Source organism: Cryobacterium sp. LW097, from assembly GCF_002205495.2.
Classification (GTDB): Bacteria; Actinomycetota; Actinomycetes; order Actinomycetales; family Microbacteriaceae; genus Cryobacterium; species Cryobacterium zongtaii.
This window is the reverse complement of the sequence record NZ_CP021992.1, coordinates 2,506,053-2,531,418: the sequence shown is the minus strand read 5'-3', so window position 1 is coordinate 2,531,418 and position 25,366 is coordinate 2,506,053. Positions and strand designations below refer to the sequence as shown.

Annotated in this window: 23 protein-coding genes and 1 tRNA gene; 18 read left to right on the top strand and 6 right to left on the bottom strand. The window is 68.4% G+C overall.

Features of this window, described 5'->3' with window-relative positions; all coding sequences use genetic code 11:
- Positions 1-78: 78 nt before the first annotated feature.
- A complete protein-coding gene (locus tag B7495_RS11825) occupies positions 79-954 on the top strand; it encodes a sortase (protein ID WP_088456735.1) in 876 nt (291 codons plus the stop codon).
- Positions 955-972: 18 nt separating this feature from the next.
- On the top strand, positions 973-1,941 hold the full coding sequence (locus tag B7495_RS11820; protein ID WP_240632227.1) for a phosphate ABC transporter ATP-binding protein: 969 nt from the start codon (positions 973-975) through the stop codon (positions 1,939-1,941).
- Between the two features lie 12 nt (positions 1,942-1,953).
- Here B7495_RS11820 and B7495_RS11815 read toward each other — a convergent pair whose 3' ends face one another.
- Complete coding sequence (locus B7495_RS11815) at positions 1,954-2,445, bottom strand: MarR family winged helix-turn-helix transcriptional regulator (RefSeq protein WP_088456734.1); 492 nt, start codon at positions 2,443-2,445, stop codon at positions 1,954-1,956.
- A 104-nt stretch (positions 2,446-2,549) separates the two neighbouring features.
- On the opposite strand from B7495_RS11815, the gene B7495_RS11810 reads away from it, so the two are divergent.
- The 3 genes from B7495_RS11810 to B7495_RS19255 all read left to right on the top strand — a co-directional run bounded on the left by B7495_RS11810 (position 2,550) and on the right by B7495_RS19255 (position 5,060).
- Positions 2,550-2,621: transfer RNA gene (locus B7495_RS11810), tRNA-Gln, on the top strand.
- Positions 2,622-2,624: 3 nt separating this feature from the next.
- Complete coding sequence (glmU, locus tag B7495_RS19260; RefSeq protein WP_198415067.1) at positions 2,625-4,082, top strand: bifunctional UDP-N-acetylglucosamine diphosphorylase/glucosamine-1-phosphate N-acetyltransferase GlmU; 1,458 nt, start codon at positions 2,625-2,627, stop codon at positions 4,080-4,082.
- Complete coding sequence (locus B7495_RS19255; RefSeq protein WP_134479672.1) at positions 4,083-5,060, top strand: ribose-phosphate diphosphokinase; 978 nt, start codon at positions 4,083-4,085, stop codon at positions 5,058-5,060.
- Positions 5,061-5,121: 61 nt separating this feature from the next.
- Here the strand turns inward: B7495_RS19255 and B7495_RS11800 are convergent, their stop codons facing one another.
- Positions 5,122-5,421: a DUF1905 domain-containing protein gene (locus B7495_RS11800; protein WP_088456733.1), complete on the bottom strand. Its 300-nt coding sequence runs from the start codon at positions 5,419-5,421 to the stop codon at positions 5,122-5,124.
- An 18-nt stretch (positions 5,422-5,439) separates the two neighbouring features.
- Positions 5,440-5,805 (bottom strand): hypothetical protein, encoded by a 366-nt coding sequence (locus B7495_RS11795; protein ID WP_088456732.1) that lies wholly within the window; start codon positions 5,803-5,805, stop codon positions 5,440-5,442.
- An 89-nt stretch (positions 5,806-5,894) separates the two neighbouring features.
- Here B7495_RS11795 and B7495_RS11790 point away from each other — a divergent pair, with 89 nt between their 5' ends.
- Both B7495_RS11790 and B7495_RS11785 read left to right on the top strand, forming a co-directional pair.
- The gene (locus B7495_RS11790; RefSeq protein WP_088456731.1) at positions 5,895-7,169 is read left to right on the top strand and encodes an APC family permease; all 1,275 of its coding nucleotides are present in this window, start codon (positions 5,895-5,897) and stop codon (positions 7,167-7,169) included.
- A 183-nt stretch (positions 7,170-7,352) separates the two neighbouring features.
- A complete protein-coding gene (locus tag B7495_RS11785) occupies positions 7,353-8,309 on the top strand; it encodes a hypothetical protein (RefSeq protein WP_088456730.1) in 957 nt (318 codons plus the stop codon).
- 159 nt (positions 8,310-8,468) lie between these two features.
- Here the strand turns inward: B7495_RS11785 and gndA are convergent, their stop codons facing one another.
- The gene (gene gndA, locus B7495_RS11780; protein ID WP_241983562.1) at positions 8,469-9,872 is read right to left on the bottom strand and encodes an NADP-dependent phosphogluconate dehydrogenase; all 1,404 of its coding nucleotides are present in this window, start codon (positions 9,870-9,872) and stop codon (positions 8,469-8,471) included.
- A gap of 120 nt (positions 9,873-9,992) precedes the next feature.
- Entirely contained in the window at positions 9,993-10,706 is a 714-nt protein-coding gene (locus B7495_RS11775) for a FadR/GntR family transcriptional regulator (protein ID WP_088458074.1), read from the bottom strand.
- A gap of 219 nt (positions 10,707-10,925) precedes the next feature.
- Between B7495_RS11775 and B7495_RS11770 the strand changes: the two genes are divergently transcribed.
- The 3 genes from B7495_RS11770 to mfd are packed head-to-tail and all read left to right on the top strand — an operon-like array spanning position 10,926 to position 15,835.
- Positions 10,926-11,543, top strand: a complete 618-nt coding sequence (locus B7495_RS11770) for a 50S ribosomal protein L25/general stress protein Ctc (protein ID WP_088456728.1) — start codon at positions 10,926-10,928, stop codon at positions 11,541-11,543.
- A gap of 45 nt (positions 11,544-11,588) precedes the next feature.
- Positions 11,589-12,176, top strand: coding sequence for an aminoacyl-tRNA hydrolase (gene pth / locus B7495_RS11765; protein ID WP_088456727.1), 588 nt, complete (start codon positions 11,589-11,591; stop codon positions 12,174-12,176).
- A 23-nt stretch (positions 12,177-12,199) separates the two neighbouring features.
- Entirely contained in the window at positions 12,200-15,835 is a 3,636-nt protein-coding gene (mfd, locus tag B7495_RS11760; protein WP_088456726.1) for a transcription-repair coupling factor, read from the top strand.
- Here mfd and B7495_RS11755 read toward each other — a convergent pair.
- Positions 15,762-16,970: a Na+/H+ antiporter NhaA gene (locus tag B7495_RS11755; protein WP_088456725.1), complete on the bottom strand. Its 1,209-nt coding sequence runs from the start codon at positions 16,968-16,970 to the stop codon at positions 15,762-15,764. The genes mfd and B7495_RS11755 overlap by 74 nt on opposite strands.
- Positions 16,971-17,093: 123 nt before the next feature.
- Here B7495_RS11755 and B7495_RS11750 point away from each other — a divergent pair, with 123 nt between their 5' ends.
- From B7495_RS11750 to B7495_RS11715, 8 genes are all read left to right on the top strand, one after another.
- Complete coding sequence (locus B7495_RS11750) at positions 17,094-17,831, top strand: MazG family protein (RefSeq protein ID WP_088456724.1); 738 nt, start codon at positions 17,094-17,096, stop codon at positions 17,829-17,831.
- A gap of 32 nt (positions 17,832-17,863) precedes the next feature.
- The gene (locus B7495_RS11745; RefSeq protein WP_088456723.1) at positions 17,864-18,397 is read left to right on the top strand and encodes a ferritin; all 534 of its coding nucleotides are present in this window, start codon (positions 17,864-17,866) and stop codon (positions 18,395-18,397) included.
- 43 nt (positions 18,398-18,440) lie between these two features.
- A complete protein-coding gene (gene hisS, locus B7495_RS11740; protein WP_088456722.1) occupies positions 18,441-19,694 on the top strand; it encodes a histidine--tRNA ligase in 1,254 nt (417 codons plus the stop codon).
- A 176-nt stretch (positions 19,695-19,870) separates the two neighbouring features.
- Entirely contained in the window at positions 19,871-21,151 is a 1,281-nt protein-coding gene (gene eno, locus B7495_RS11735; RefSeq protein WP_088456721.1) for a phosphopyruvate hydratase, read from the top strand.
- Positions 21,152-21,390: 239 nt separating this feature from the next.
- Complete coding sequence (locus B7495_RS19110; RefSeq protein WP_168195315.1) at positions 21,391-22,008, top strand: septum formation initiator family protein; 618 nt, start codon at positions 21,391-21,393, stop codon at positions 22,006-22,008.
- Complete coding sequence (locus B7495_RS11725) at positions 22,005-22,541, top strand: DUF501 domain-containing protein (RefSeq protein WP_088456719.1); 537 nt, start codon at positions 22,005-22,007, stop codon at positions 22,539-22,541. The genes B7495_RS19110 and B7495_RS11725 overlap by 4 nt, the downstream gene beginning before the upstream one ends.
- Entirely contained in the window at positions 22,490-23,815 is a 1,326-nt protein-coding gene (locus tag B7495_RS11720) for a S8 family serine peptidase (RefSeq protein WP_370028145.1), read from the top strand. The genes B7495_RS11725 and B7495_RS11720 overlap by 52 nt, the downstream gene beginning before the upstream one ends.
- A 39-nt stretch (positions 23,816-23,854) precedes the next feature.
- Positions 23,855-25,309 carry an NAD(P)/FAD-dependent oxidoreductase gene (locus B7495_RS11715; protein ID WP_088456718.1) on the top strand — a complete coding sequence of 485 codons (1,455 nt, stop codon included), beginning with the start codon at positions 23,855-23,857 and terminating at the stop codon, positions 25,307-25,309.
- Positions 25,310-25,366: the final 57 nt, after the last annotated feature.

Genomic DNA, 25,366 nt, shown 5'->3' with positions numbered 1-25,366 from the left:
CCTGACGCTCCAACGCCCGTCGGATCGCAGCCGCCCAAGGGATGGCGCCCGCGCCAGCCGCCGAAACCCCCGCGCCGCATGCCGGCACCGCCGACCGTGCTGGTCCTCACCCCGGCTGACCTGCTGCTGCGCGCCATCCTGGCGATTGTCGCGGCGTTGATCTTCGGCTTCCTCGCCAACCTCACGGTGCTGGGAAACCTGCAGCACCTCGTCTCCCAGCAGCAGCTCACCGACACGCTGCGGGTGGAACTGGCCCAGGGAACGGCGCCGGTGAGCGAGGGAACCGTCGACAAGGTGCTCCTGGCCGACGGCGCCCCGCTCGCGATCATCGACATCCCCTCGCTCGGTGTGCACGAGGTTATTGTCGAGGGCTCCGATTCCGGGACCACCCGCCTGGGTCCCGGGCACCGCCGCGACACTGTGCTGCCCGGCCAGGCCGGCATCAGCGTGGTCATGGGCCGGGCCGCCGCGTACGGCGGGCCGTTCGCGCGCATCCAGGAACTGGCGCCCGGCCAGGTGTTCACCGTGCTTACCGGCCAGGGCGAGCAGACCTTCGAAGTGATCGGGGTGCGCTACGCCGGAGATCCAGCACCGACCCCGCTGGCCGCGGGGGAGAGCCGTCTGATCCTGGAGACCGCGCGCGGGGCGGCCTTCGTGCCGGGCGGCGTGGCCAGGGTGGATGCCGTTCTGACGAGCGAGACACAGCCGGCGGGCATCCGCCAGACCAGCTATGTCACCCTGCCGGCGTCGCACAAGGAACTGGCAACCGACACCACGACGGTGTGGGCGCTGGCCTTCGCTCTCCAATTCTTCCTCCTGATTGAACTGGCGATGATCTGGTCCTTCCGCCGCGTCGGCCTGCAGAAGGCCTGGACGGTTTTCATCCCGGTCGTGGCAGTCGGTGGGCTTTTCGTCGCCGACCAGGCCGTTCGGCTCCTCCCCAACCTGCTCTAGCGAACGAAACGAGTCCTCATGACCCAGTCCACCCAGGATGCCGAGCTGACGCAGGTGCTGCCGGCCGTGACGACGGCCCCTCGCCCCGCTCACCCGGCCGACCGGGCTCAGCCAGACCGTCGGGCGCGGCGGTCCCGCGGCTTCGCCTTTCCGGCCCGCATGGGCACACGAACCCCGACCGTCGGGCTGCACATCGCGGTGGAGCCGCGACCGTTGGCCACCCTGGAGGGGCGCAACGTGTCGGCCTGGTTCGGCGAGCGGCAGGTGCTCGACAGGGTGAACCTGACCATGCCGGCGGGCGTCATCACCTCCCTGATCGGCCCATCCGGCTGCGGAAAGTCGACATTCCTGCGCATCCTGAACCGGATGCACGAGCTCGTGCCGTCAGCGAGCCTGGCCGGCGAGGTGCTGCTCGACGGAGAGGACATTTACGATCCGGAACGCAAACTCGTCGACGCCCGTAAGCACATTGGCATGGTTTTCCAGAAGCCCAACCCGTTCCCGGCCATGTCGATCTACGACAACGTCATTGCCGGGCTCACCCTCACCGGCGTCCGTGCCTCGAACGACGAGAAGGACTATCTGGTCGAGAGCTGCCTGACCAAGGCCGGGCTGTGGGCCGAGGTTCGGGACCGGTTGCGTGCCCCCGGCGGCGGGCTGTCCGGCGGGCAGCAGCAGCGTCTGTGTATTGCCCGGTCCCTCGCGGTGACGCCTCGGATCCTGCTGATGGACGAACCGTGCTCGGCCCTGGACCCCACGTCGACCCGGGTGATCGAGGAGACCATGCTCGAGCTGGCCCACGAGGTCACTATCGTCATCGTCACCCACAACATGCAGCAGGCCCAGCGGGTCTCCCAGAACTGCGCGTTCTTCCTCGCCGCCCAGGGCACCCCCGGCGGGATCGTCGAGCACGGGCCGACCGACCTGATGTTCGGCGACCCGATCGACAGCCGCACGGCGGACTACGTCAACGGCCGGTTCGGATAGCCGGCGTAACGCTCAATCGAAGTCGAGACTGAGCTTGCGCAGGAGGGCGGCGAGGCGCTCCTGGTCTGCTGAGGGCAGGCTGGCCAGAAGGGCGGCCTCGGCGTCTACCAGACGGGTGATCGCGGCATCCACCCGGGTCAATCCGCCGGCGGTCATGCCCACAAAGATGCCGCGGCCATCGTTGGGGTCGGTGCGGCGGGTGACCAGGCCCCGTTCGACCAGCCTGTCGATACGGTTGGTCATGGTTCCGCTGGACACCAGGGTCTGTTGCAGCAGCAGCTTCGGGCTCAGCTCGAACGGGGCGCCGGCCCGGCGGAGCGCCGACAGCACGTCGAATTCCCAGGAGTCCAGCTCCGACCGCGAGAACGCGGTGCGGCGGGCACGGTCCAGATGCTTGCTCAGCCGGGCGACGCGGGAGAACACCTGAAGCGGCGCGAAATCCAGGTCGGGGCGCTCCCGCAACCAGGCATCAACGATCCGGTCGACTTCGTCATGAGCAGGCATCCGTCCATTATCCGGTTTTCGTCGACCCCGGAAACCGCGGATGACGCGGGGCGTCCGCGCATCTGGCAGACTTGACTCCGTTGCCCGGCCCCGAGCCGATGCAATCCGCCGTGGTGTAATGGCAGCACGACAGCCTTTGGAGCTGTTAGGTCTAGGTTCGAGTCCTGGCGGCGGAGCTCATGTGTGAGAGCACAGTTGAGAGGACCACAGTGACCGATTCCCGCCTCGCTATCATCGTGCTGGCCGCCGGCCAGGGCACCCGCATGAAGTCCAGCCTGCCCAAGCTCATGCATCCGCTCGCCGGACTGCCGATCATCAGCCATGTGCTGGCCACGGCCCGTGCCCTGGATGCCGCGCACGTGATCACGGTGCTCCGGCACGAGCGTGAGCGCCTGGCCGAGCTCGTCGCCTTCGACCTGCCGGAGAGCCTGCTCGTCGATCAGGACGAGATCCCCGGAACCGGTCGCGCCGTGGAGCAGGCCGTCGCCGCGCTGCCCGCCGACTTCGACGGTGACGTGCTCGTGATCAGCGGTGACGTGCCGCTGCTGAACGCCGCGACCCTGGCGAACTTCATCGAGGCGCACCGGGAACGCGCGGAGGTGTCCGCCACCGTGCTGTCGGCGTTCCCGACCGACGTCACCGGCTACGGCCGCATCATCCGCAGCGACGACGGCGGCTTCGACCGGATCGTGGAACACAAGGACGCCAACGACGACGAACGCGCCGTCGACGAGATCAACGCCGGCGTGTACATCTTCGGCCTGTCCGAGCTGCGCGACCAGCTGGCCAGACTCACCACCGACAACGTGCAGGGCGAGAAGTACCTCACCGACGTGATCGGTCTGCTGCGCGCCGCCGGGTCGGAGGTGCGCGCCGTGCCGGTGGCGGATGCCTGGCTCGTCGCAGGCATCAACGACAGGGCCCAGCTCAGCGACACCGCCGCCAAGCTCAACGCCGTCATCGTGCGGGGCTGGCAGCTGGCCGGTGTGACCGTGCAGGACCCGGCCACCACCTGGATCGACCTCAAGGCCACGCTCGCGAACGACGTGACCCTCTTGCCGGGCACCCAGATCCTCGGTTCCACCACGGTGGCCACCGGAGCGATCGTCGGCCCGGACACCACCCTGCTCGACTGCGAGATCGGCGAAGGGGCCACGGTCAAGCGCACCGACGGCACTCTCGCGGTGATCGGCGCCGGCGCCACCGTCGGCCCATTCGCCTACCTGCGGCCGGGCACCTGGCTCGGCGCCGACGGCAAGATCGGCACCTTCGTGGAGACCAAGAACGCCGTCATCGGCGAGGGCAGCAAGGTGCCGCACCTCAGCTACGTGGGCGACGCCACGGTCGGGGTGCACTCCAACATCGGCGCAGGCACGATCTTTGCGAATTACGACGGCGTGACCAAGAACCCGTCGGTGATCGGGTCCCATGTGCGCACCGGGTCGCACAACGTGTTCGTCGCGCCGATTAGAATCGGTGACGGAGCCTACACGGGCGCCGGAACTGTGGTCCGTAAGGACGTGCAGGCCGGGGCGCTCGCGATCAACGTGGCTCCGCAACGCAATATGGTCGGTTGGGTAGAGACCAACCGGCCGGGAACAGATGCGGCGACAGCCGCGTCACAGAGCGGAGACTAGGTGCCTGGAATCAAGAGCAGCGGCGAGAAGAAATTGGTGCTCATCTCGGGGCGAGCACACCCACAACTCGCGATCGACATCGCCGCAGAACTTGGTTCGGAGCTGATCCCCACCGACGCGCGTACCTTCGCCAACGGCGAGATCTACGCCAGGTTCGACGAGAGTGTGCGCGGTGCCGACGCGTTCGTCATCCAGTCGCACACCAACCCCATCAACGAGTGGTTGATGGAACAGCTGATCATGGTGGATGCGCTCAAGCGTGCGTCGGCCAAGCGGATCACCGTGGTCGCCCCGTTCTACCCGTACGCCCGTCAGGACAAGAAGGGTCGCGGTCGCGAGCCGATCTCCGCCCGCCTCGTCGCCGACCTGTTCAAGGTGGCCGGCGCCGACCGCATCATGTCGGTCGACCTGCACGCCGCCCAGATCCAGGGCTTCTTCGACGGCCCCGTCGACCACCTCTTCGCCATGCCGGTGCTGCTCGAGCACTTCCGGGCCAAGCTGGACCCGTCCACCCTTACCATCGTGTCGCCGGACATGGGCCGCGTGCGCGTCGCCGACATCTGGAGCGACAAGCTCGGCGCCCCGCTGGCCATCATCCACAAGCGCCGCGACCCCCTGGTGCCCAACCAGATCACCGTTCACGAGATCGTCGGAGAGGTCAAGGGCCGGGTCTGCCTGATCGTCGACGACCTGATCGACACCGGCCGCACCATCGTGCAGGCCGCGGAGGCGCTCATGGCCGCCGGCGCCATCGGTGTCGTCGTCGCCGCCACGCACGCCGTCTTCAGCCCGCCCGCGCTCGAGCTGCTGCAGAACGACGCCATCCAGGAAGTCGTCGTCACCGATACCCTGCCGATCCCCGAGGACAAGCGTTTCCCGACGCTGACCGTGCTGCCGATCGCGCCCCTGCTGGCGCGCGCCATCCACGAGGTCTTCGACGAGGGATCCGTCACATCGATGTTCGAGGGCGCCGCGTAAGGCTCGCACTCAGCACGTTCGCGGTTGGCCGGTCCCGTTTCGGGGCCGGCCTTGTCGCGTTTCAGAGCACGAGTTCGACGGTGACCGTCGCTGTGTCGCCCACGCCGATCTTCTCGGCCTCGCGGATGGCCTTCTTCACCGGCAGAACAAACCGGCCCGTGGCGCTCTCGGGGAAGATCGAGGTGGCCCACCTTGAGCCGTTGATGGCCACCCGCACTCGCTGTGAGCCGAAGCCGACCCGCAGTCCGTCGGTGAGCTCCCGAATCTCGTCTGACTGGTCGGCGGGCAGCGAGACGAACACCCACGCGTTCATGCTCTCGGTGTTCCACAGTGCCGTCGTGAAGGTGAAGGTGGGTCCCATCGGGCGCCTTTCGTCGGACTAGGTCGTGACGCCGGCGGCCGGCGGCCGGAACGGGCCCGGGATGATGCCCAGCGGCATGACGAAGGTCTGGCGTTCGTTCTGGTCGATTGCGTAACACTGCCAGCCGAAGCCGCCCGCCCCGACCAGCTCGAACCTGGCGTCGATGCCCTCAGAGAGCGGGTAGTAGCGCGTCACGGCCGCGGCGCAGGCCCTGGTGGCCGTGGCCGAGGCGATGCTCATGGTGGTGAGCACGCCGGGCACGAGCAGGGCGACGAGGCCGAGGATCACGGTGATGCGCATGAGCAGCACCATCCGCCGGCCGCGGAGGGGCCGGGAGGAGTCCGTCGGTTCGTAACCGGAGAGTTCGGGGTGAAAGTCGCTCATGAGTGCCCTCCAGTAAATCAGATCGCGCCGGCTTGAGGGCGCCCGATCGCGGATGCCTGCGGTTCACCTTGCGGCCGTATCCTTGCCGCATGCACGCTACGGATCGGCGGGAGGGCCAGGGTGCCCTCCAGCGGCACCTCGGTACCGTCGGGGCGATGGTGCTGGGCCTGGCCGCGATGATCGGCGCCGGGGTGTTCTACGTGTGGGTGCCCGCGGCGGCCGCCGCCGGCTCCGGTCTGCTGATCGGGCTGGTTCTGGCGGGGCTGGTCGCCTCGCTCAATGCCCTGAGCTCGGCACAGCTGTCGATGAGCCATCCGGTGTCCGGGGGAGTCTATGTGTTCGGGCGGGCGACCCTCGGCCCGTGGTGGGGGTTCTCCGCCGGCTGGTTGTTCCTGGCCGGCAAGACCGCTTCGGCCGCGGCCATCGCCTCGATCCTGGGCGGCTACCTGTGGCCGGAGCAGGCCCGGCCGGTGGCGGTAATGGCGATCCTGGTGCTCGGAGCCGTCAACCTGGCGGGTGTGCGCAGCACCGCCAGGCTCAGCGCCGCGGTGGTGTTCCTGGTGCTCGGCGGGCTGCTCATGCTGGTGGTCGTGGTGGCTGCCGGGCTTGCCGGCGGGTCGCTCACGGCCTCGTTCGACACCGGGTCGCTGCTGGTCGGCGGCGGGGCGGGCATCCTGCAGTCGGCCGGCCTGCTCTTCTTCGCGTTCGCCGGCTACGCCCGCATGGCCACGCTGGGGGAGGAGGTGCGGGACCCCCGCCGCACCCTGCCCCGCGCGATCGTGGCCGCCCTCGGCGTCACCCTGGTGGTCTACGCGGTGATCGGAGTGCTCTGCGTGCTCGTGCTCGGACCGGCGGGCCTGGCGGACTCGGTCTCGCCGCTGGCCGACCTCGTCGGCGGTGCGGAGCCGTGGACCGTCATCGTCCGGGTGCTGGCGGCCATCGCCTGCCTGGGCTCGTTAGCCGGCATCCTGGCCGGACTCAGCCGCACCGGGCTGGCGATGGCGCGGGAAGGCGACCTGCCGGGCGCACTCAGCCGCGTGTCGCCGACCCTGAACACCCCGGTGTCGGCGGAGATGGCCATGGGCCTGGTCGCGGTGCTCGGCGTGCTGCTGCTGGATGCCGCCCGGCTGGTGGGCTTCTCGGCCTCCGCGGTGCTGGTCTACTACGCAATCGCGCATCTGGCCGCGCTGCGGCAGCCGGGCGAGCAGCGCTGGCTGCCGCGCTGGGTGCAGTACCTGGGCGTGGCCGGCTGCCTGCTCCTGGCCCTGACCCTGCCCTGGCCGGGGGTCGTCGCCGCGTTCGGCTGGCTGGCGCTGGGCCTGGTCGGACGCGCCCTGCGCCTGTCCCGCTCCGCCCCGAGCTAGCCTGCCCCGCCCCAAATGGTCCCGGTGCGGACATATGGCCCCGGCACGCGGGGTGCACATGTCCGCAGGGGTAACAGAAGCGAATTGGCGGCACCGTCCCTCCCCAGTCGGGGCACCGGGTCAGGAGTGCACAGGTGGGTGGGTGCCGGGTATCGCTGACACGGTGGTTGAGAGTCTCGCCACATGACTGATGACCGGCTGGACCCACGAACGGGCCTGTTCCTTGTCAAGAACATCGGTGTGACCGACACGGATGCCCGGCAGTTTCGAAGATCTGTCGATCGGGGGCAGGGCACCCGCTTGCGCCGCGGGGTCTTCACGACGATGGACCGCTGGGGCGGCTTGGCGTCACGGGACCGATACGTCGACCACATTCGTGCCGTTGTGGCGACCAGGCGGCATGACCCCGTCGTCAGCCACCAGTCCGCCGCGGCGCTGTGGGGCATCCCGCTGGGTGGCGCTTGGCCAGAAGCCGTGCATGTCCTGGCGGTGCCGGCGGCACGGGTGCGCAGCAAGAACGGCGTATTCGTGCATCGGACTGCGTTCGATTGGGCCGAGGTCGTCGAACTCGACGGCGTGCTCGTGACCAGCCCGGCTCGCACCCTGCTCGACTTGGCCAGAACGGCAAGCTTCGAAGATGCCGTTGTCGCACTCGACCACGGCATCAATCCTCGGCGGGCCACCCCGGAGGTGCTCGTCTATTCGGACGAACTGTCCGAAATGCTCGCCCGGTGTGGGTCATTGCGTGGCAGCACCAAAGCGAAGCGGGCCATAGCCTTCGCACGTCCAAACGCCGACAATCCGGGGGAGTCGATTAGCCGCGTCGCGATTTTCGAGCTGGGCCTCCCCGATCCCGAGTTACAGTGCCGGCACCCGAATCCGCGAGGCGGGTGGTACTACACCGACTTCGAGTGGCCGCGCTTTCGGCTGATCGGGGAGTTCGACGGACGGGGCAAGTACCTCAAGGACGAGTACCTACGTGGGCGCACACCGGGTGATGTCGTCTACGCCGAGAAGGTGCGCGAGGACCACCTGCGCGCCGACGGATTTCGGGTGGTGCGGTGGGGCCCTGGCGAGCTCGCCGACCGGGGTGCGCTGAGTCGCCTTCTGGTCGCTGCCGGGTTGTCCGGGACCCGATGAGTGCCGCTCGCCGGGCATCCCAACGGCCAAACAACTGTTGCCCGTGCGGACTTCTGCGGCCGGTGTGCCGGGCGCAAATGTCCACACGGGCAACAGTTGCCGAGCGGGTGGTGCGGGAGCGAGGAACTCCGGGGGAGGGCCCCCTGGTCGAAGGAGCCTCTAGTGCGAGGAGCCCTCGGTGACGATCTCGGTACGGTCGCCGGACCACAGGGTGTGGAAAGTGCCTTCCTTGTCGACGCGCTTGTAGGTGTGCGCCCCGAAGAAGTCGCGCTGGCCCTGGGTGAGGGCAGCGGGAAGGCGGTCAGCACGCAGGCTGTCGTAGTACGCCAGCGAGGACGCGAAAACCGGCGCGGGGATGCCGGCGTGGGCGGCGTCGGCGACAACGTTGCGCCAGGAGTCCTGGGCCGTGGCAACGACATCGGTGAAGAACGGGGCGGTGACGAGCGAGACGAGTCCCGGGTTCTCGGTGTAGGCCTCGGTGATGCGGTTGAGGAAGCGGGCGCGGATGATGCAGCCACCGCGCCAGATCTTCGCGATGTCGCCCTTCTTGATGTCCCAGTTGTACTGCTCCGCACCGGCGACGATGGCGTCGAAGCCCTGCGAGTAGGCGATGACCTTGGACGCGTAGAGCGCCTGGCGGACACCCTCGATGAAGCCATCCACGTCTTCGACGGGGTTGACGGTCGGGCCGGGCAGAGCGGCGGCAGCGGCACGCTGCGCGGGCTTGGAGGAGACGGAGCGGGCGAACACGGCCTCGGCGATGCCCGACACGGGGATGCCGAGGTCGAGGGCGGTCTGCACGGTCCACACGCCGGTGCCCTTGCTGCCGGCCTGGTCGAGGATGACGTCGACGAGCGGCTTCCCGGTCTCCGCATCGACCTGCTTGAGGACCTCCGCGGTGATCTCGATGAGGTAGCTCTCGAGGTCGCCCTTGTTCCACTCGGTGAAGATCTCGGAGATCTCGGCCGGGGTCTTGCCGGTTCCGCGACGGATGAGGTCGTACGCCTCGCCGATGAGCTGCATGTCGGCGTACTCGATGCCGTTGTGGATCATCTTGACGAAGTGGCCGGCGCCGTCGGTGCCGACGTGGGTGACGCAGGGCTCACCGTCGACGACAGCGGCGATGGACTCGAGGATCGGGCCGAGGGTGACGTACGCCTCGGCGGAGCCGCCGGGCATGATGCTGGGACCCTTGAGGGCGCCTTCCTCACCACCGGAGATGCCGGCGCCGACGAAGTTGATACCGGTCTCGCGCACGGCCTTCTCGCGGCGGAGGGTATCGGTAAACAGGGCGTTGCCGCCGTCGACGATGATGTCGCCGGGCTCGAACAGCTCGGTCAGCTGGCTGATGACGGCGTCGGTGCCCTTACCGGCCTGCACCATGATGATCGCGGTGCGGGGGGTCTTGAGCGAGGCGACGAATGCCTCGATGGTCTCGGAGGCGACAAAACCGGCCTCGGGGTGCTCATCCATGAGCAGCCGGGTGCGTTCGGGCGAACGGTTGTACACGGCCACGGTGTTGCCTTCGCGGCTGGCGAGGTTCCGGGCGAGGTTGGAGCCCATCACCGCCAGTCCGACAACGCCGATGTTTGCTGAACCGGTTTCTGACACGTGTTCTCCCTTAGATCTGTGAGTTGTGATCATGTTCAAGATTAGTGGCTTACATAGCCCATGTAATCATATTTATAGCGCGGAGGTCGGATCGGCGGCCCAGGTGGGCTGCACCTCGGCGTAGGTGCGGCGCATGATCCGCTCCATCGCCTCCCGAGCCTTCTGCGGTTGCGCGCCCGAAATCGCCTCGGCGACCTCGGCGTGCAACTGCAGGGTGTTCTCGTGCGGGCGGTCCGGCTGCAGGCCCAGGTCGGTGCGGCCGGACAGGACCGCGGCGACGGCTCCGTCGAGCTTGGCGAACATCTCATTGCCCGAGCCCCGCAGCACCAGCCGGTGAAACCGGATGTCGAGCTCCAGGAACGAGGACAGGTCACCCGAGTCACCCGCGGCCCGCATCAGGTCGGCCACGTCCATCAGCTCGGCCGCGACCGAGGCCGCCGCATGCCGAGCGGCCAGTTCCGCAGCCATCGGTTCCACCGCGGAGCGCAATTCGGTGAGCGAGCGCAGCTGTTCGCCCTTGCCGGGGCCGAGCAGGCGCCAACGGATGATGGTCGGGTCGTAGGTGTTCCAGCTGGACGGTGGCAGAACCCTGATGCCGACCCGTTTGACGGACTCGACGAGGCCCATCGACCCCAGCACCCGGATGGCCTCCCGGATGACCGACCGGCTCACCCCCTGTCGGCGCTCGATCTCGTCGGAGAGCAGGACGGTTCCCGCTGGAACCGTCCCATCGACGATGGACCGTCCGACGTCTTCGGTCACTCGGGTGTGCAGGCTGGGCGGCATGGTCGTCACTTTATCGCCTAGACTGTTGAGTTGAACTTCGGCGAGGGATTCGCGCCAGCCGGGAAACCGGTGCCTGCGAAATCCGTAATCGACGCGGCGAAAAGTCCTCTCAGGCCTTTCCTCACGCTGACATGCGTTCGAGTTGAACCAGCATCCGTACTGCGGGCCCCGTGCCCGCAACACCAATACGGGCACACGAGGCCCGCAAGGAGACACATCATGGCCGAGGCCAAGAACAGCAACAACAAGATTTCCGCAGACGCACGCAACAGCTTCGGCAAGGGCGCGGCCCGCAAGCTGCGCGTGCTGGGCAAGATCCCCGCCGTCATCTACGGCCACGGCACCGAGCCCGTGCACGTGGCCCTGCCGGCTCACGAGATCGGCCTGCTGCTGCGTCGCGCGAACGCCGTGCTCGAGCTCGACGTCGAAGGAACCACCCACCTGACCCTGGTCAAGGACGTGCAGAAGGACCCGGTTCGCCAGATCATCGAGCACCTCGACCTCATCGTCATCCGCAAGGGTGAGAAGGTCCAGGTTGAGGTCGCCGTGCACGTCATCGGTGAGACCGCCCCCGGCACCACCGCCGACCTCGACGCCAAGACCCTGCTGCTCGAGGTCGAAGCCACCAACATCCCGCAGAGCGTGAGCGTCGACGTCGAGGGCCTCGAAGACGGCACCCTCATCCACGCCAGCGAGATCACCCTGCCCGACGGCGCGTCGCTCATCTCCGACCCCGAGATGGTCGTCGTCGGCGTGCACCTGCCGGCCGAGGAAGAAGAGGAAGAGGAGACCGTCGAGGGCGACGAAGCTCCCGCCGAGGAAGCTGCCGCCGAGTAGTCTTCCCCCTTCAACACCGGACAGAAACTTTTGTAAAGGAACCCCCTGGACGAGAATCTCTGGCTCGTAGTCGGGCTCGGTAACCCCGGGCCCGGCTACGCCGGTAACCGCCACAACGTCGGCCACATGGTCACGGCCGTGCTCGCCGACCGGATGCGCGCGAATTTCAAGAACCACAAGGCGAATTCCGCCGTCGCCGAGGGGCGCAGTTTCCCCGGCGGTCCCAAGCTGATCCTGGCCAAGCCGAACAGCTTCATGAATCTTTCCGGCGGACCCGTCGCGGCCTTGCTCCGGTTCTACTCCCTGGACGTCTCCCGCCTCATCGTCGTGCACGACGAGCTGGACCTGCCCTTCGACACCCTCAAGATCAAGGTGGGCGGCGGCCACGGGGGCCACAACGGGCTGCGCGACATCATCGCGGCCACCGGCAGCAACGAGTTCACCCGCATCCGGATGGGCATCGGCCGGCCGCCCGGCCGGCAGAACGCCGCCGACTTCGTGCTGCACGATTTCTCCAGCACCGAACGCACCACCCTGGGGATCATGCTCGAGGACGCGGCGGATGCGATCGAGATGATCGCCGCGGAGGGTGTCACCGCCGCCCAGCAGAAGTTCCACGCCCCACCTGCGTAGAAAACTACCCGTAGACTTGTGCGGTGATTCTTCAGGGCTTGATTCCGGCGCTTTCGCGTGCCTCCACGTTCGATGCCGCCCTCGCCTTTGCGGCCCGTGACGCCGACTTCTCGCTCACCGAGGGCCTCCGCGCCCCGCTGCTGGCCGCGCTGCTCGAGCAGCGCGACAGGTTGGACAAGGGCCGGGCGCTGTTGATCATCACCGCCACCGGCCGTGAGTCCGAGGCGCTGCGGGAGAACCTGGGCTGCTTCTCCGACGACGCCGAGATCGTCGAGTTCCCCGCCTGGGAGACCCTGCCGCACGAGAGGCTCAGCCCCAGCGCCGAGATCGTGGGCCGCCGCCTCTACGCCCTGAGGCGGATGCGCGACTGGGAGGCCACGGACGCCGCCACCCGGCGTCCCCTCATCGTGGTGGCCTCGGTGCGCGCCGCCCTGCAGCCTGTGGCCGACAACCTCACCGACTACGACCCGCTCGAGCTCACCGCCGGAGGCCGCGGCCACGACCTCGCCGCCATCGCCGTCGACCTCGTCAACGTGGCGTACGCCCGAGTGGACATGGTCACCCGGCGCGGCGAGTTCGCCGTGCGCGGCGGCATCCTCGACGTGTTCCCGCCGATGGCCGCGCACCCGTACCGCATCGAGTTCTTCGGTGACGAGGTCGAGCAGATCCGCGCCTTCGCGGTCGCCGACCAGCGCTCGATGCCCGAACCCATCGAGTCGGTGACCCTGCCGCCCAGCCGCGAACTGCTGCTCAGCCCCGCCGTGCGCCAGCGCGCCCGGGAGATGCAACACGAGTTCCCCAGCCTGGCGGGTCTGCTCGCCAAGGTGGCCGAGGGCATCCCCGTCGAGGGCATGGAGAGCCTCGCGCCCGCCCTCGTCGACAGGCTGGTGCCCGTCACGCACTACCTGCCCCGCCAGGCCGCCGTCGCCGTGATCTCGCCGGAACGGGTCGCCTCTCGCGCCATCAGCCTCGCCGAGACCAACCGGGAGTTCCTCTCCGCCGCCTGGAACGCCGCCACCGCCGGCGCCGAGGCCCCCATCGACCTCGCCAGCGGTGACTTCCTCACCCTGGGCACCCTGCGCGACGCCGTGCGGTACTCGGCCCCCGGCGCCGGGGCCAGCGAACGGGTCTGGTGGACGTTGAGCTCCTTCCAGGCCGCGCCCACCGACATCCCGGTGCTGCCCGAACACCGCGAGATCGACGAACTGCTCACCATCCGCATCGAGGGCGACGCCGTGCCGAGCTTCGCCGGCAGCGTCGAGGGCGCCGTCGGGCACCTCTCCACGCGCCTCAAGGACGGTTGGACCGTCGCCGTGGTCGCGCAGGGCGCCGGCCTCGTCGACCGCGCCGCCGACGTCCTCTCCGGCGCCGAACTGCCCGCCCGCATCGTGGAGGAGTTCCCGGCGAACCCGGAACCGGGCATCGCCTACCTGATCAAGGCCTCCATCACTCACGGGTTCGAGATCCCCGAGACCAAGCTCACCCTGGTCAGCGAGAGCGAGTTCTACGGCCGCACCGTCGGTTACGACGCCCGCCAGATCAAGAAGCTCGCCAGTCGGCGCAAGAACGTCGTCGATCCGTTGCAGCTCAAGACCGGCGACCACGTCGTGCACCAGACCCACGGCATCGGCAAGTTCCTCGAACTCACCCAGCGTGAGGTCTCCAGCGGCGGCCGCAACCCGGTCAAGACCACCCGCGAATACCTGGTGCTCGAGTACGCGCCGTCCAAGCGCGGTCACGGCGGCGACAAGCTCTACGTGCCCACCGACCAGCTCGACCTGGTCTCCCGCTACGTCGGCGGCGAGGCACCCGCGCTGTCCAAGATGGGCGGCAGCGACTGGTCGGCCGCCAAGACAAAGGCCCGGCGGGCGGTGCGCGACATCGCCGTCGAACTCGTCAAGCTCTACTCGGCACGGATGGCCAGCAAGGGTCACGCATTCGGCCCTGACACCCCGTGGCAGCGTGAGCTCGAGGAGGCGTTCCCGTTCGCGGAGACGCCCGACCAGCTCACCACCATCGAGGAGGTCAAGGCCGACATGGAGCGGCCCATCCCGATGGACCGGTTGCTGTCCGGTGACGTGGGCTTCGGCAAGACCGAGGTCGCCGTGCGCGCAGCGTTCAAGGCCATCCAGGACGGCAAGCAGGTGGCCATGCTCGTGCCGACCACCCTGCTCGTGCGCCAGCACATGGAGACCTTCCAGGAGCGCTTCGCCGGGTTCCCCATCCACCTGCGGGCGCTCAGCCGGTTCCAGACCGACAAGGAATCCCGCGAGACCGTGGCCGGCATGCTCGACGGCACCGTCGACATGGTCATCGGCACCCACCGGCTGTTGTCGGAGAACACGATCTTCAAGGACCTCGGCCTGGTCATCATCGACGAGGAACAGCGTTTCGGTGTCGAGCACAAGGACGCTCTCAAGAAGCTCAAGACCAACGTCGACATCCTCGCCATGAGCGCCACGCCCATCCCGCGCACCCTGGAGATGGCCGTCACGGGCATCCGGGAGATGTCCACCCTGGCCACCCCGCCGGAGGACCGGCACCCGATCCTCACCTTCGTCGGGCCGTACTCCGACCGCCAGGTGGCCGCCGCCATCCGCCGCGAACTGCTTCGCGAGGGCCAGATCTTCTTCGTGCATAACCGCGTCTCCAGCATCAACCGGGTGGCCGCGCAGCTGGCCGAACTGGTGCCGGAAGCCCGCGTCGCCGTGGCGCACGGGCAGCTGCCGGAGGCGCAGCTGGAACAGGTGGTGGTGGACTTCTGGGAGAACAAGTTCGACATCCTGGTCTCCACGACCATCATCGAGACCGGCCTGGACATCGCCAACGCAAACACCATCATCATCGACAGGGCCGACAAGTACGGGCTCAGCCAGCTGCACCAGCTGCGCGGCCGGGTCGGCCGTGCCCGGGAGCGTGCATACGCCTACTTCCTCTACGACGAGAACAAGCCACTCTCCGAGATCGCGCACGACAGGCTGGCAACCATCGCGGCCAACAACGAACTCGGCGCCGGCATGCAGGTGGCGCTGAAGGACCTCGAGATCCGCGGTGCGGGCAACCTGCTCGGCGGGGAGCAGGCCGGTCACATCGCCGGGGTCGGCTTCGACCTCTACCTGCGCATGATCGGCGAGGCCGTGTCGACCTTCCGCGGTGACGTGGCCGAGGGCCAGACGGAGCTGCGGCTGGAGCTGCCCGTGGACGCGCACATCTCCGAGGAGTACGTGGACAGCGAGCGGCTGCGCCTGGAGGCGTATCAGAAGCTCTCCGGCGCCAGCGGGCTCGCGGCCGCCGACGACCAGATCGGGCTCGTGCTCGAGGAGCTCACCGACCGGTACGGCGAACCGCCCGAAGCCGTCACCAACCTCATCGCCGTGTCCAGGCTGCGCAGGCACGCGCAACAGTCCGGCCTCGGTGAGGTCGTCGCGATGGGCTCCAACCTGCGGGTGGCGCCGGTCGACCTGGCCGACTCCATGCAGGTTCGGGTGCAGCGGATGTACCCGGGTGCCAAGTATTCGGCCGCGGCCGGGTCGATGATCGTGCCGCTGCCGCGCCTGAACGGCGAGCCGCTGGCCGACGCCGCCCTTATAGCGTGGACGGGCTCGCTGCTGGACGCGGTGTTTCCGCGGCCCGTCGATACTGCCGTGCCCGCGCACTGACCACGACGGCCGAGACCAGGATCGCGAAGCCCGAGCCCAGCAGCACGGCGAGGGTGGCCTCGTCGACCACCTCGACGCTGCCGGCGAAGGCGAGCGCGCCCATCAGCAGTGACACCGTGAAGCCGATGCCGCCCAGGCAGGCGACCATCACGATGTCGATGAACTTGAGCCCGGACCTGGACCCGTTGGGGCGCCGGGAGATCAGGCTACCCAGGCTCCCGGCCAGGGTGATGCCGATCAGCTTGCCCACCGGCAAGGCCACCAGGATGCCCCAAAACGCCGGGCTGAGCTCGGCCAGGCTCACCTGCGGGATGGCCACGAGGGCCGCCGAGAACGCGAACAGCGGCAGGATCACCGCGTTGGAGTACGGCTCGAGCACGTGGTGGGTGCGGCCACCGGGCACCCGGGCCATCACCAGGCCGAGGATCACGCCGGCGATGGTGGCGTGCACGCCGGAGAGATAGGTGAAGTACCAGGTGGCCACGCCGAGGACGATCAGCAGGACGATGATCGGCCAGACCGGCTTCCGGCCCAGCACCCACGGCGAACGCGGCTTGAGCAGCCGGCTGGTGACCCCGAAGAGGGTGGCCGTGATCGCCGCGAAGCCGATGTACTGCAGCTCGGGGTCCTGGGTGAAGAAAAACGCGATGATCAGGATCGCCACGAGGTCGTCGAGCACCGCCAGGGCCAGCAGGAACACCCGCACCCGGGTCGGGATCCCGCGGCCGAACACCGCCAGCACCCCCAGCGCGAACGCGATGTCAGTGGCCGTGGGCACCGGCCAGCCCGCGGCCAGCCCCGAGCCCTGGGTGAGCAGCAGGTAGATGCCGGCGGGAACCGCGACCCCGCCGAGCGCGGCGAGGGCGGGCAGCGCCGCCTTGCCGAAGCTGTTCAGGTCGCCGATCACCAGTTCGCGTTTGAGCTCGATGGCGATGAGGAAGAAGAAGATCGACAGCAGTCCGTCGCTGATCCAGTGCTTGGCCGACAGGTCCAGCCCGAACAGGCCGGTGTGAAGATGTTCGTTGGCCGCGTCGATCAGCGCCGGACCGAAGGCGAGGTTGGCCATGATCAGGCCGAGCACACCGGCGAGAAGCAGGAACCCGGCGGCGTAGCGTTCGGAACGGATGAAAGTCATGGAGATCCTGTCCACCCACGGTCAAAGCGGGTCGGTCGTACGTCGTGAGCGAAACACTTCGCCCGCCGACCAGACTTCCCGGCACACCAGCGTTCAGTTTAGTCCCGCCGCCTACGATGGAGTGTGACCGAATACGCCCAGCCCACGCCATCCGCTTTCGACGAGCTCGTCGCCACGGTCGCCCGCCTGCGTGCGCCGGGCGGTTGCCCATGGGACGCCGAGCAGACCCACGCGTCGCTCGTGCAGTACCTCACCGAGGAGACTCACGAGCTGATCGAGGCGATCGAGAGCGGCAGCCGCGACGACCTGCTGGAAGAGCTCGGTGACGTGCTCTACCAGGTGGTCTTCCACGCGAGCATCGCCGCCGAGACACCGGGGGAGGACTTCGACATCCAGGAGGTGGCCGCCCGGATGACTCGCAAGATGGTCGGCCGGCACCCGCACGTCTTCGCCGAGAGCGGCGCTCAGAAGACCACCGACGAGGTCATCGCCGGCTGGGACGACGTGAAGGCCGCCGAGAAGCCGCACCGCACCAGCGTGCTCGACGGCATACCGCAGGGCATGCCGGCGCTGGCGCTGGCCGACAAGGTGCTCGGCCGGGCCCAGAAGATCGGCCTGCTCGAGACGGATGCGCCCGCCCTGCTGCCCATCGACAGCGAGGCCGAGCTGGGCCCGATCCTGCTTGCCATCGTGTCCGCGGCCAAGGCCCAGGGGCTGGACTCCGAGCGGGCGCTGCGCACCGCGCTCCGCGACCTGCAGGACGAGATCCGCGCGGCGGAGCAGGAGATAGGCGACGGGTCCTTCGGCGTGGCCGACGGCGACCCGGCCGACGCCGGCGTTATCGCGTTCCCCACCGCATAGCGCCGGGCGGTGCGGCCCGCTAACGTCGCAGCATGACCGAAACGACCTTCAACGCGCTCCTCACCCAGCAAATCGGCAACGAGTTCGCCGCGTCCCAGCAATACATCGCCATCGCCACCTGGTTCGACAGCCAGGACCTGCCCCAGCTGGCCGCACACTTCTACCGGCAGTCCGTAGAAGAGCGCAACCACGCGATGATGCTCGTGCAGTACCGGCTCGACCGGGGCCTGGAGGTCGTGATCCCCGGGATCCCCGCCGTGATCAACGGTTTCGCTGACATCGTCGAACCGATCGCGCTGGCCCTCGCGCAGGAACAGCAGGTCACCGCTCAGATCGAAGCGCTCTTCAAAGCCGCCCGCACCGACGGCGACGCCCTCGGCGAGCAGGCCATGCTCTGGTTCCTCAAGGAACAGGTCGAGGAGGTCGCCTCCATGTCGACCCTGTTGACCATCGCCAAGCGCGCCAAGGACAACCTGTTCGACATCGAGAACTTCATCGCCCGCGAGCAGGTCGGTGACGCCGGCGGCGACGCCGACGCGCCCGGAGCCGCCGGCGGCGCGATCTAACGCCGCGGCGGGGTCGGGCCGGGCGACCTGACAGAATTGGGGCATGGCAACAGCAGTGACCCCTCCCCGCGGCATGCGCGACTTCCTCCCGGCCGACAAGGCCACCCGCGAAAGGGCTCTGGGCATCATCCGCTCCAGCTTTGCCGCGCACGGTTTCGACGAGATCGAAACGCCCGTGATGGAAGACACCATCAGGCTGCACTCCGGCCTCGGCGGCGACAACGAGAAGCTCGGCTTCGCCGTGCTCAAGCGCGGAATCGGCCCGGCCGACCTCGTGACGGCCGCCGAGGCCGACGACCTGCTCTCCCTGGCCGACCTGGGGCTGCGCTTCGACCTCACGGTGCCGCTGGCCCGGTTCTACGCCAGCCACCGCGCCGAGCTGCCCGCGGTGTTCCGCTCCATCCAGATCGCCCCGGTCTGGCGCGCCGAACGCCCGCAGAAGGGCCGCTACCGCCAGTTCGTGCAGTGCGACATCGACATCATCGGCGAGGCCGGCCCGCTTGCCGAGATCGAACTGATCACCGCCACCGTCGCAGCCCTGGACAACCTGGGCCTGACCGGCTGCTCGATCCGCATCAACGATCGCCGCATCCTGACCGCCATGCTCAGCACCTGGGGCGTGGCCGGCAACCTCACCGAACGCGCCCTGATCACCCTCGACAAGCTCGACAAGATCGGTGTGGACGGCGTCGTCACCGAGCTCGGCGGCCTCGGAATCGACACCACCGGCCTGGCCGACACCCTCGCCGGGTTCAGCGACGCCGGCTGGCCCGACCCGCAGGATGCGCCGGCCTGGCTGGACGCCGCCGCGTACGCCGACCTGTCCGCGCTGCGGGCCGCGCTGCCCGGAGTCGCGCTCGAGTTCGACCCCACCCTGGTGCGCGGGATGGGCTACTACACCGGAACCATCTTCGAGATCAAGCACCCCGACCTGGGCTACTCGCTGGGCGGCGGCGGCCGTTACGACGGCATGATCGGCCGGTTCCTCGGCACCGACGTGCCCGCCTGCGGCTTCTCGATCGGGTTCGAACGCATCGTCGACCTGCTCGCCGGCTCCGACGACGACACCGAGTCCGCCGTCCTGCTCGTTCACGAGAAGGATGCCGACCCGGCCGCCCTCGTCGCGCTCAAGACCGCCCTCGTGGCAGAGGGCCTCCGGGTGCGGCTGGACAAGCGCACCAAGAACCTCAAGGCTCTGCTCGAACGGGCCGGTGCCGCGGGTTACGGCCGGTTCGCGTTCGTGACCGATGACTCCGTCGAGCCCGACGACCTGGTCTTCAAGCCGCTGGAAGGCTGAACCGAGCACCGGCTGAACGGTTGATGTTCCGGCGGTGAACGGGACTTCAGTCCTGAGCGGGCCGGCGAACCGGTCACTAGACTGTTCTACGGACTGGAACACAGCGGCGTCTTCCTCAAAATCCACACGGACTTAGAATCCAAAAATCGATACACAGACAGACACAGGAGATAGTTGTGGCTCTTATTGACGCAGTTGTTGCACGCGAAATCCTCGACTCTCGGGGCAACCCGACCGTCGAGGTCGAGGTTTTGCTCGAGGACGGCACGCTGAGCCGTGCCGCCGTACCCTCAGGCGCCTCGACCGGCGCCTTCGAGGCCTACGAGCTGCACGACGGTGACAAGAAGCGTTACCTGGGCAAGGGCGTGCTCAAGGCCGTCGGCTCCGTCACCGACGAGCTCGGCCCGGCCGTCGAGGACCTCGACGCCGCCGACCAGCGCATCATCGACATGGTCCTCAACGAGACCGATGGCACCGTCAACAAGGAGCGCGTCGGCGCCAACGCCATCCTCGGCGTGAGCCTGGCCGTCGCCAAGGCCGCCGCCAGCTCGGCCGACCTGCCCCTCTTCCGCTACCTCGGCGGCCCGAACGCGCACACCCTGCCCGTTCCCATGATGAACATCATCAACGGTGGCTCGCACGCCGACAACGACGTCGACATCCAGGAATTCATGGTTGTCCCGCTCGGCGCCCCCACCTTCAGCGAGGGCCTGCGCTGGGGCGTTGAGGTCTACCACGCCCTCAAGGGCCTGCTGAAGAGCAAGGGCCTGGCGACCGGCCTCGGCGACGAGGGTGGCTTCGCCCCCAACCTGCCCAGCAACCGTGCGGCGCTCGACCTCATCGTCGAAGCCATCACGCTGGCCGGCTACACGCCCGGCACCGACATCGGCCTGGCGCTCGACTGCGCAGCCACCGAGTTCTTCAAGGACGGCGTCTACCACTTCGAGGGCAAGGAATTGACCTCCACCGAGATCGTCGCTTACTACGCCGAACTCCTCGAGGCGTACCCGCTCGTCTCCATCGAAGACCCGCTCGAGGAAGAGGACTGGGAAGGCTACGTCCACCTCACCGCTCAGCTCGGCGACAAGGTTCAGATCGTCGGAGACGACCTGTTCGTCACCAACCCGATCCGCCTGGCCAAGGGCCTCGAGATCAAGGCAGCGAACTCCATCCTCATCAAGGTCAACCAGATCGGCACCCTGACCGAGACGATGGACGCCGTCGCCCTCGCCCAGCGCGCCGGCTACACGACCGTCATCTCGCACCGCTCCGGTGAGACCGAAGACACCTTCATCGCCGACCTCGCGGTCGCCACGGATGCCGGCCAGATCAAGACCGGCGCCCCGGCCCGCAGCGAGCGCGTTGCCAAGTACAACCAGCTCCTGCGCATCGAAGAAGAACTCGGCGAGGCCGCGGTCTACGCCGGCCGTTCCGCGTTCCCGCGTTTCAAGGGCTAATCCCCTCTGAACCACCCGGGCTCCCCGCTCATCGGACATCGTCCGGGGCGGGGAGCTTTTTTTGGGGCGTGCGCCACCGCCAGGCTGCGGGTTTGCACAGGATCCGGGTTCGCGGGCCGTGGCGAACGGTGCGGGCCGAAAGATCTGGCACTCTAGAACCGGGGCATTTCTGTGTGCCCCGGCGAGCATCACCCACCGAGCACCCGACGGGAGTCACCGTGACCTTCACCGGTTCTGGCATGACCCCACCGCGCCTGCCCAAACCGCGCCGGGCGAAGCCGCACAGTACCGAGTCCCGCGGTACCGAGTCCCGCGGTACCGAGTCCCGCGGTACCGAGTCCCGCGGAACCGAGTCCCGCGGAACCGAGCCCCGCCGGACCGAGCCCCGCCGAACGGAGCAGAGGGCGGTCAAACTCGCCACCGACGAGACCGCGGTGCGCAGCTGGCTCCGTGGCCTGCGATTGAGCGGATTCTCCTTCGTGATGATGGGTCTTCTGGTGCTCGCTGTCGTCGTGCTCGCGCCCAGTGTGCGCACCTATGCCGAACAGCGCAAACAGATCGACCAGCTCAGCGACACCGTCGCAGCGCAACAGGACTCGGTCGACGACCTCAAGGCGGAGCGGGAACGGTGGAACGACCGCACCTTCGTGACCACCCAGGCGCGGGACCGGCTCTCCTACGTGCTGCCCGGTGACATCAGTTTTCTCGTGATCAACGACAGCGGAGCCAGCGTCGAGGACGCCGCCGACACCGCACCCATCAGTACCGCCATCCAGGACACCGAAGTCGACTGGGTCGACTCCGTCTTCCGATCGGTGATGACATCCGCACTGGCCCCCCAGGAGGCAGCACAATGACTCGACCGCCCTTCGACCCCGCCTCCGAGGCCGACATCGCCACGGTCTCCGCGCAGCTCGGCCGCCCCGCCCGCAACGTGATCGGCATCGCCGCCCGCTGCACCTGCGGCGCGCCCACCGTCGTGGCCACGGCGCCGCGGCTGGAGGACGGCACCCCGTTCCCCACCCTGTACTACCTATCGCACCCCGCCGCCACGGCCGCGCTGTCGTTCCTGGAAGCCACCCAGGTGATGAACGAGTACAACCAGATGCTCGCCGACGACGAGGACCTGCGCGCCCACTACCGCGCCGCGCACGAAAGCTTCCTGGCCGATCGCGAGATGATCGGCGTGGTCCCCGAGCTCGCCGGCGTCTCCTCCGGCGGGATGCCGGTGCGGGTCAAGTGCCTGCACGCCCTGGCCGCGCACGCCCTGGCGGCCGGTCCCGGCGTCAACCCGATCGGCGACCTGGCCCTGCTGCGGGCCGCCTGGTCGCCCCAGGTGTGCGAGTGCCTGGACTACGCTCCGCCGGCGGTCCCGCCGGCCGACGCGTGACCGGCGCCGCGCGCCGCATCCTCACCGGCGTCGCGATCACCCTCGCGGCAGCCGTCGCGGTCGTGGGCGTCGTCGGCGACACCTCCGTCGCCCGCGCCGACCAGGTACGCGACCTCGAATACTGGCTGAATGACTACGGCTTCAGCCAAGCCTGGACCACCACCAAGGGAGCCGGCGTCACCGTCGCCGTCATCGACACCGGTGTCGACGGCAGCATCACCGAGCTCAACGGCGCCGTCGTCGGCGGCACCGACGTCTCCGGTGTCGGCTCGTCGAACGGCCAGACCCCGGTCGGCGCCGAGAACGAACACGGCACCCTGGTGGCATCCCTCCTCGCCGGCCGTGGCACGCCAACGGGCGGCGGCCTGATCGGCGTGGCGCCAGAGGCGTCCATCCTCGCCGTCTCGGTGGCGTTCGGCACCAGTGACGCCGTGCTCAGCAATGACGACCAGATCGCCGCGGGCATCCGGTGGGCCGTCGACAACGGCGCCGACGTGATCAACATGTCACTCACCCGCAACACCCTGGACTGGCCGACCAGTTGGGATGACGCGTTCATGTACGCGTTCGAAAACGACGTCGTGGTTGTCGCTGCGGCCGGCAACAGGGGCAGCGGAACGACCGAGGTCGGCGCCCCCGCCACCATTCCCGGCGTACTCACCGTCGCCGGTGTCGACCAGTCCAAGGAGGCCAGCTTCGACGCCTCCTCGCAGGGCATCACCATCGCCGTCGCCGCGCCCAGCGAGAAGCTCGTCGGTGTCGCGCCCGGCGGCGGCTACATGGAATGGAACGGCACCAGCGCGGCCGCGCCGATAGTCTCCGGGCTGGTGGCCCTGGTGCGCTCGGCCTACCCGAAGCTGGATGCCACCGAGGTGATGAACCGGATCATCGAGACCGCGAACCCGAACGGGCACACGGTGCCGAGCCCGATCTACGGCAACGGCCTGATCGACGCCGCCGCCGCGGTCTCCGCGTACGTGCCGAAGTCCACCTCCGCCACGCCCGCCGAGCTCCTGCAGGAGTGGATCACCCTGCACCGCCGTGCCGACGCCGCGCCGATGACGCCCACCACACCGGGAACTCCGGTGCCCGTTGTCCCGGATGCCGACCCGCCCCTGCCGGAGCAGAACAGCGCCGCCGGCTGGCTGCCCAGCCCCCTCACCCTCACCTATGTCAGCGTGCCGCTCGCCGTCCTGGTGGGTTTTGCTATCCTAGTAACGCTGTTCGGCATTGGGGCCACGCGGCATTTCAAGCGAATTCGTTCTCATCTCTAAACTTTCGCGTATCCAATCCCTGTAGGAGGCCTTCTAATCGTGCCCAAAATTCTCATCGTCGGTGGCGGCTACGCGGGTTTTTATACCGCCTGGAAGCTTGAGAAGTGGTTGCGTCCCGGCGAGGCCGAGGTCACCATGGTCGATCCGCTGCCGTACATGACCTACCAGCCGTTCCTCCCCGAGGTGGCCGCCGGATCCATCGATCCGCGTCACTCGGTCGTGGCCCACCGTCGCCACCTCAAGAAGACCAATGTGCTCACCGCCAAGGTCACCAACGTGAACCACGCGGAAAAGAAGGCCACCATCACGCCGCCGGTCGGCGAACCGTGGGTCTTCGACTACGACATCATCGTGGTCACCGCCGGCGCCGTGTCGCGCACCTTCCCGATCCCCGGGGTCGCGGACCAGGCCATCGGCCTGAAGACCATCGAGGAAGCCGTCGCGATCCGCGACACCGTCCTCACCAACTTCGACAAGGCAGCCCAGCTGCCCGCCGGCCCCGAGCGCGACCGCCTGCTGACCTTCGTGGTCATCGGTGGCGGCTTCGCCGGCATCGAGGTGTTCGCCGAGCTGCGCTCCTTCGCCAGCTCGCTGCTCACCAAGTACCCGCAGATCGCCTTCGAGGACACGCACTTCCACCTCATCGAGGCAATGGGTCGCATCATGCCGGAGGTGAGCGAAACCACCGCGCTGTGGGTCATCAAGAACCTCGCCGAGCGTGGTGCAGAGGTGCACCTGAACACCCAGCTCACGTCTGCCGTCGACGGCAAGATCGAGCTCTCCACCGGGGAGTCCTTCGAGACCGACCTGATCGTCTGGACCGCCGGCGTCATGGCGAACCCCGGCATCGTGCGCAACACCGACCTCCCGGTCGAAGAGCGCGGCCGGTTGCGCGTGCGCGCCGACCTGCGTGTCGGCACCGAGGACGAGATCGTCGTCGACGCCTGGGCCGCCGGTGACATCACCGCGGTTCCCGACCTCTCCGGCGGCGGCGTCGGCGGCTTCTGCGTGCCGAACGCCCAGCACGCCGTGCGCCAGGGCAAGCTCATGGCCAAGAACATCGTCGCGGTCCTCCGCGGTGAGGGCCCCGCGGACTACAACCACAAGAACCTCGGAGCCGTGGCCGGCCTCGGCGTCGGCGTCGGCGCATTCCAGTCCGGCAAATTCGCCCTCAAGGGTTTCCCGGCCTGGATCGCCCACCGCGGCTACCACGGCCTGGCCATGCCGAGCTGGGAGCGCAAGATTCGCGTTGTCGGCGGTTGGGTCCTGAACCTCTTCCTGGGCCGCGACATCGTGTCGCTCGAGGCCGTGCAGACGCCTCGCGCCGTGTTCCAGGAGTTCGCGTCCCGTCCGAAGCCGCCGGCAGCCGCACCCGCGGTCGTCGCCCCGGCCGCGGTGAAGGCCCCGCGAGCACCGCGCAAGGCCCCGGTGAAGAAGCCCGTCGTCGAGGTCGCCGCTGCCGAATCAGGCACGGAGACCATCGCAGCACCGTAAAGTCACCGGTGGATGCCGCACCCCGGTGCGGCATCCGCTCGTGATGCCCGGCTAGAC

What these genes read in the sequence shown, in the direction of transcription:
- B7495_RS11825 (WP_088456735.1), top strand. Translation starts at nt 79, where the DNA reads ATGCCGGCACCGCCGACCGTGCTGGTCCTCACCCCGGCTGACCTGCTG.
- B7495_RS11820 (WP_240632227.1), top strand. Translation starts at nt 973, where the DNA reads ATGACCCAGTCCACCCAGGATGCCGAGCTGACGCAGGTGCTGCCGGCC.
- B7495_RS11815 (WP_088456734.1), bottom strand. Translation starts at nt 2,445, where the DNA reads ATGCCTGCTCATGACGAAGTCGACCGGATCGTTGATGCCTGGTTGCGG.
- glmU (WP_198415067.1), top strand. Translation starts at nt 2,625, where the DNA reads ATGTGTGAGAGCACAGTTGAGAGGACCACAGTGACCGATTCCCGCCTC.
- B7495_RS11800 (WP_088456733.1), bottom strand. Translation starts at nt 5,421, where the DNA reads ATGGGACCCACCTTCACCTTCACGACGGCACTGTGGAACACCGAGAGC.
- B7495_RS11795 (WP_088456732.1), bottom strand. Translation starts at nt 5,805, where the DNA reads ATGAGCGACTTTCACCCCGAACTCTCCGGTTACGAACCGACGGACTCC.
- B7495_RS11790 (WP_088456731.1), top strand. Translation starts at nt 5,895, where the DNA reads ATGCACGCTACGGATCGGCGGGAGGGCCAGGGTGCCCTCCAGCGGCAC.
- B7495_RS11785 (WP_088456730.1), top strand. Translation starts at nt 7,353, where the DNA reads ATGACTGATGACCGGCTGGACCCACGAACGGGCCTGTTCCTTGTCAAG.
- gndA (WP_241983562.1), bottom strand. Translation starts at nt 9,872, where the DNA reads ATGGGCTCCAACCTCGCCCGGAACCTCGCCAGCCGCGAAGGCAACACC.
- B7495_RS11775 (WP_088458074.1), bottom strand. Translation starts at nt 10,706, where the DNA reads ATGCCGCCCAGCCTGCACACCCGAGTGACCGAAGACGTCGGACGGTCC.
- B7495_RS11770 (WP_088456728.1), top strand. Translation starts at nt 10,926, where the DNA reads ATGGCCGAGGCCAAGAACAGCAACAACAAGATTTCCGCAGACGCACGC.
- B7495_RS11755 (WP_088456725.1), bottom strand. Translation starts at nt 16,970, where the DNA reads ATGACTTTCATCCGTTCCGAACGCTACGCCGCCGGGTTCCTGCTTCTC.
- B7495_RS11745 (WP_088456723.1), top strand. Translation starts at nt 17,864, where the DNA reads ATGACCGAAACGACCTTCAACGCGCTCCTCACCCAGCAAATCGGCAAC.
- hisS (WP_088456722.1), top strand. Translation starts at nt 18,441, where the DNA reads ATGGCAACAGCAGTGACCCCTCCCCGCGGCATGCGCGACTTCCTCCCG.
- B7495_RS19110 (WP_168195315.1), top strand. Translation starts at nt 21,391, where the DNA reads ATGACCCCACCGCGCCTGCCCAAACCGCGCCGGGCGAAGCCGCACAGT.
- B7495_RS11725 (WP_088456719.1), top strand. Translation starts at nt 22,005, where the DNA reads ATGACTCGACCGCCCTTCGACCCCGCCTCCGAGGCCGACATCGCCACG.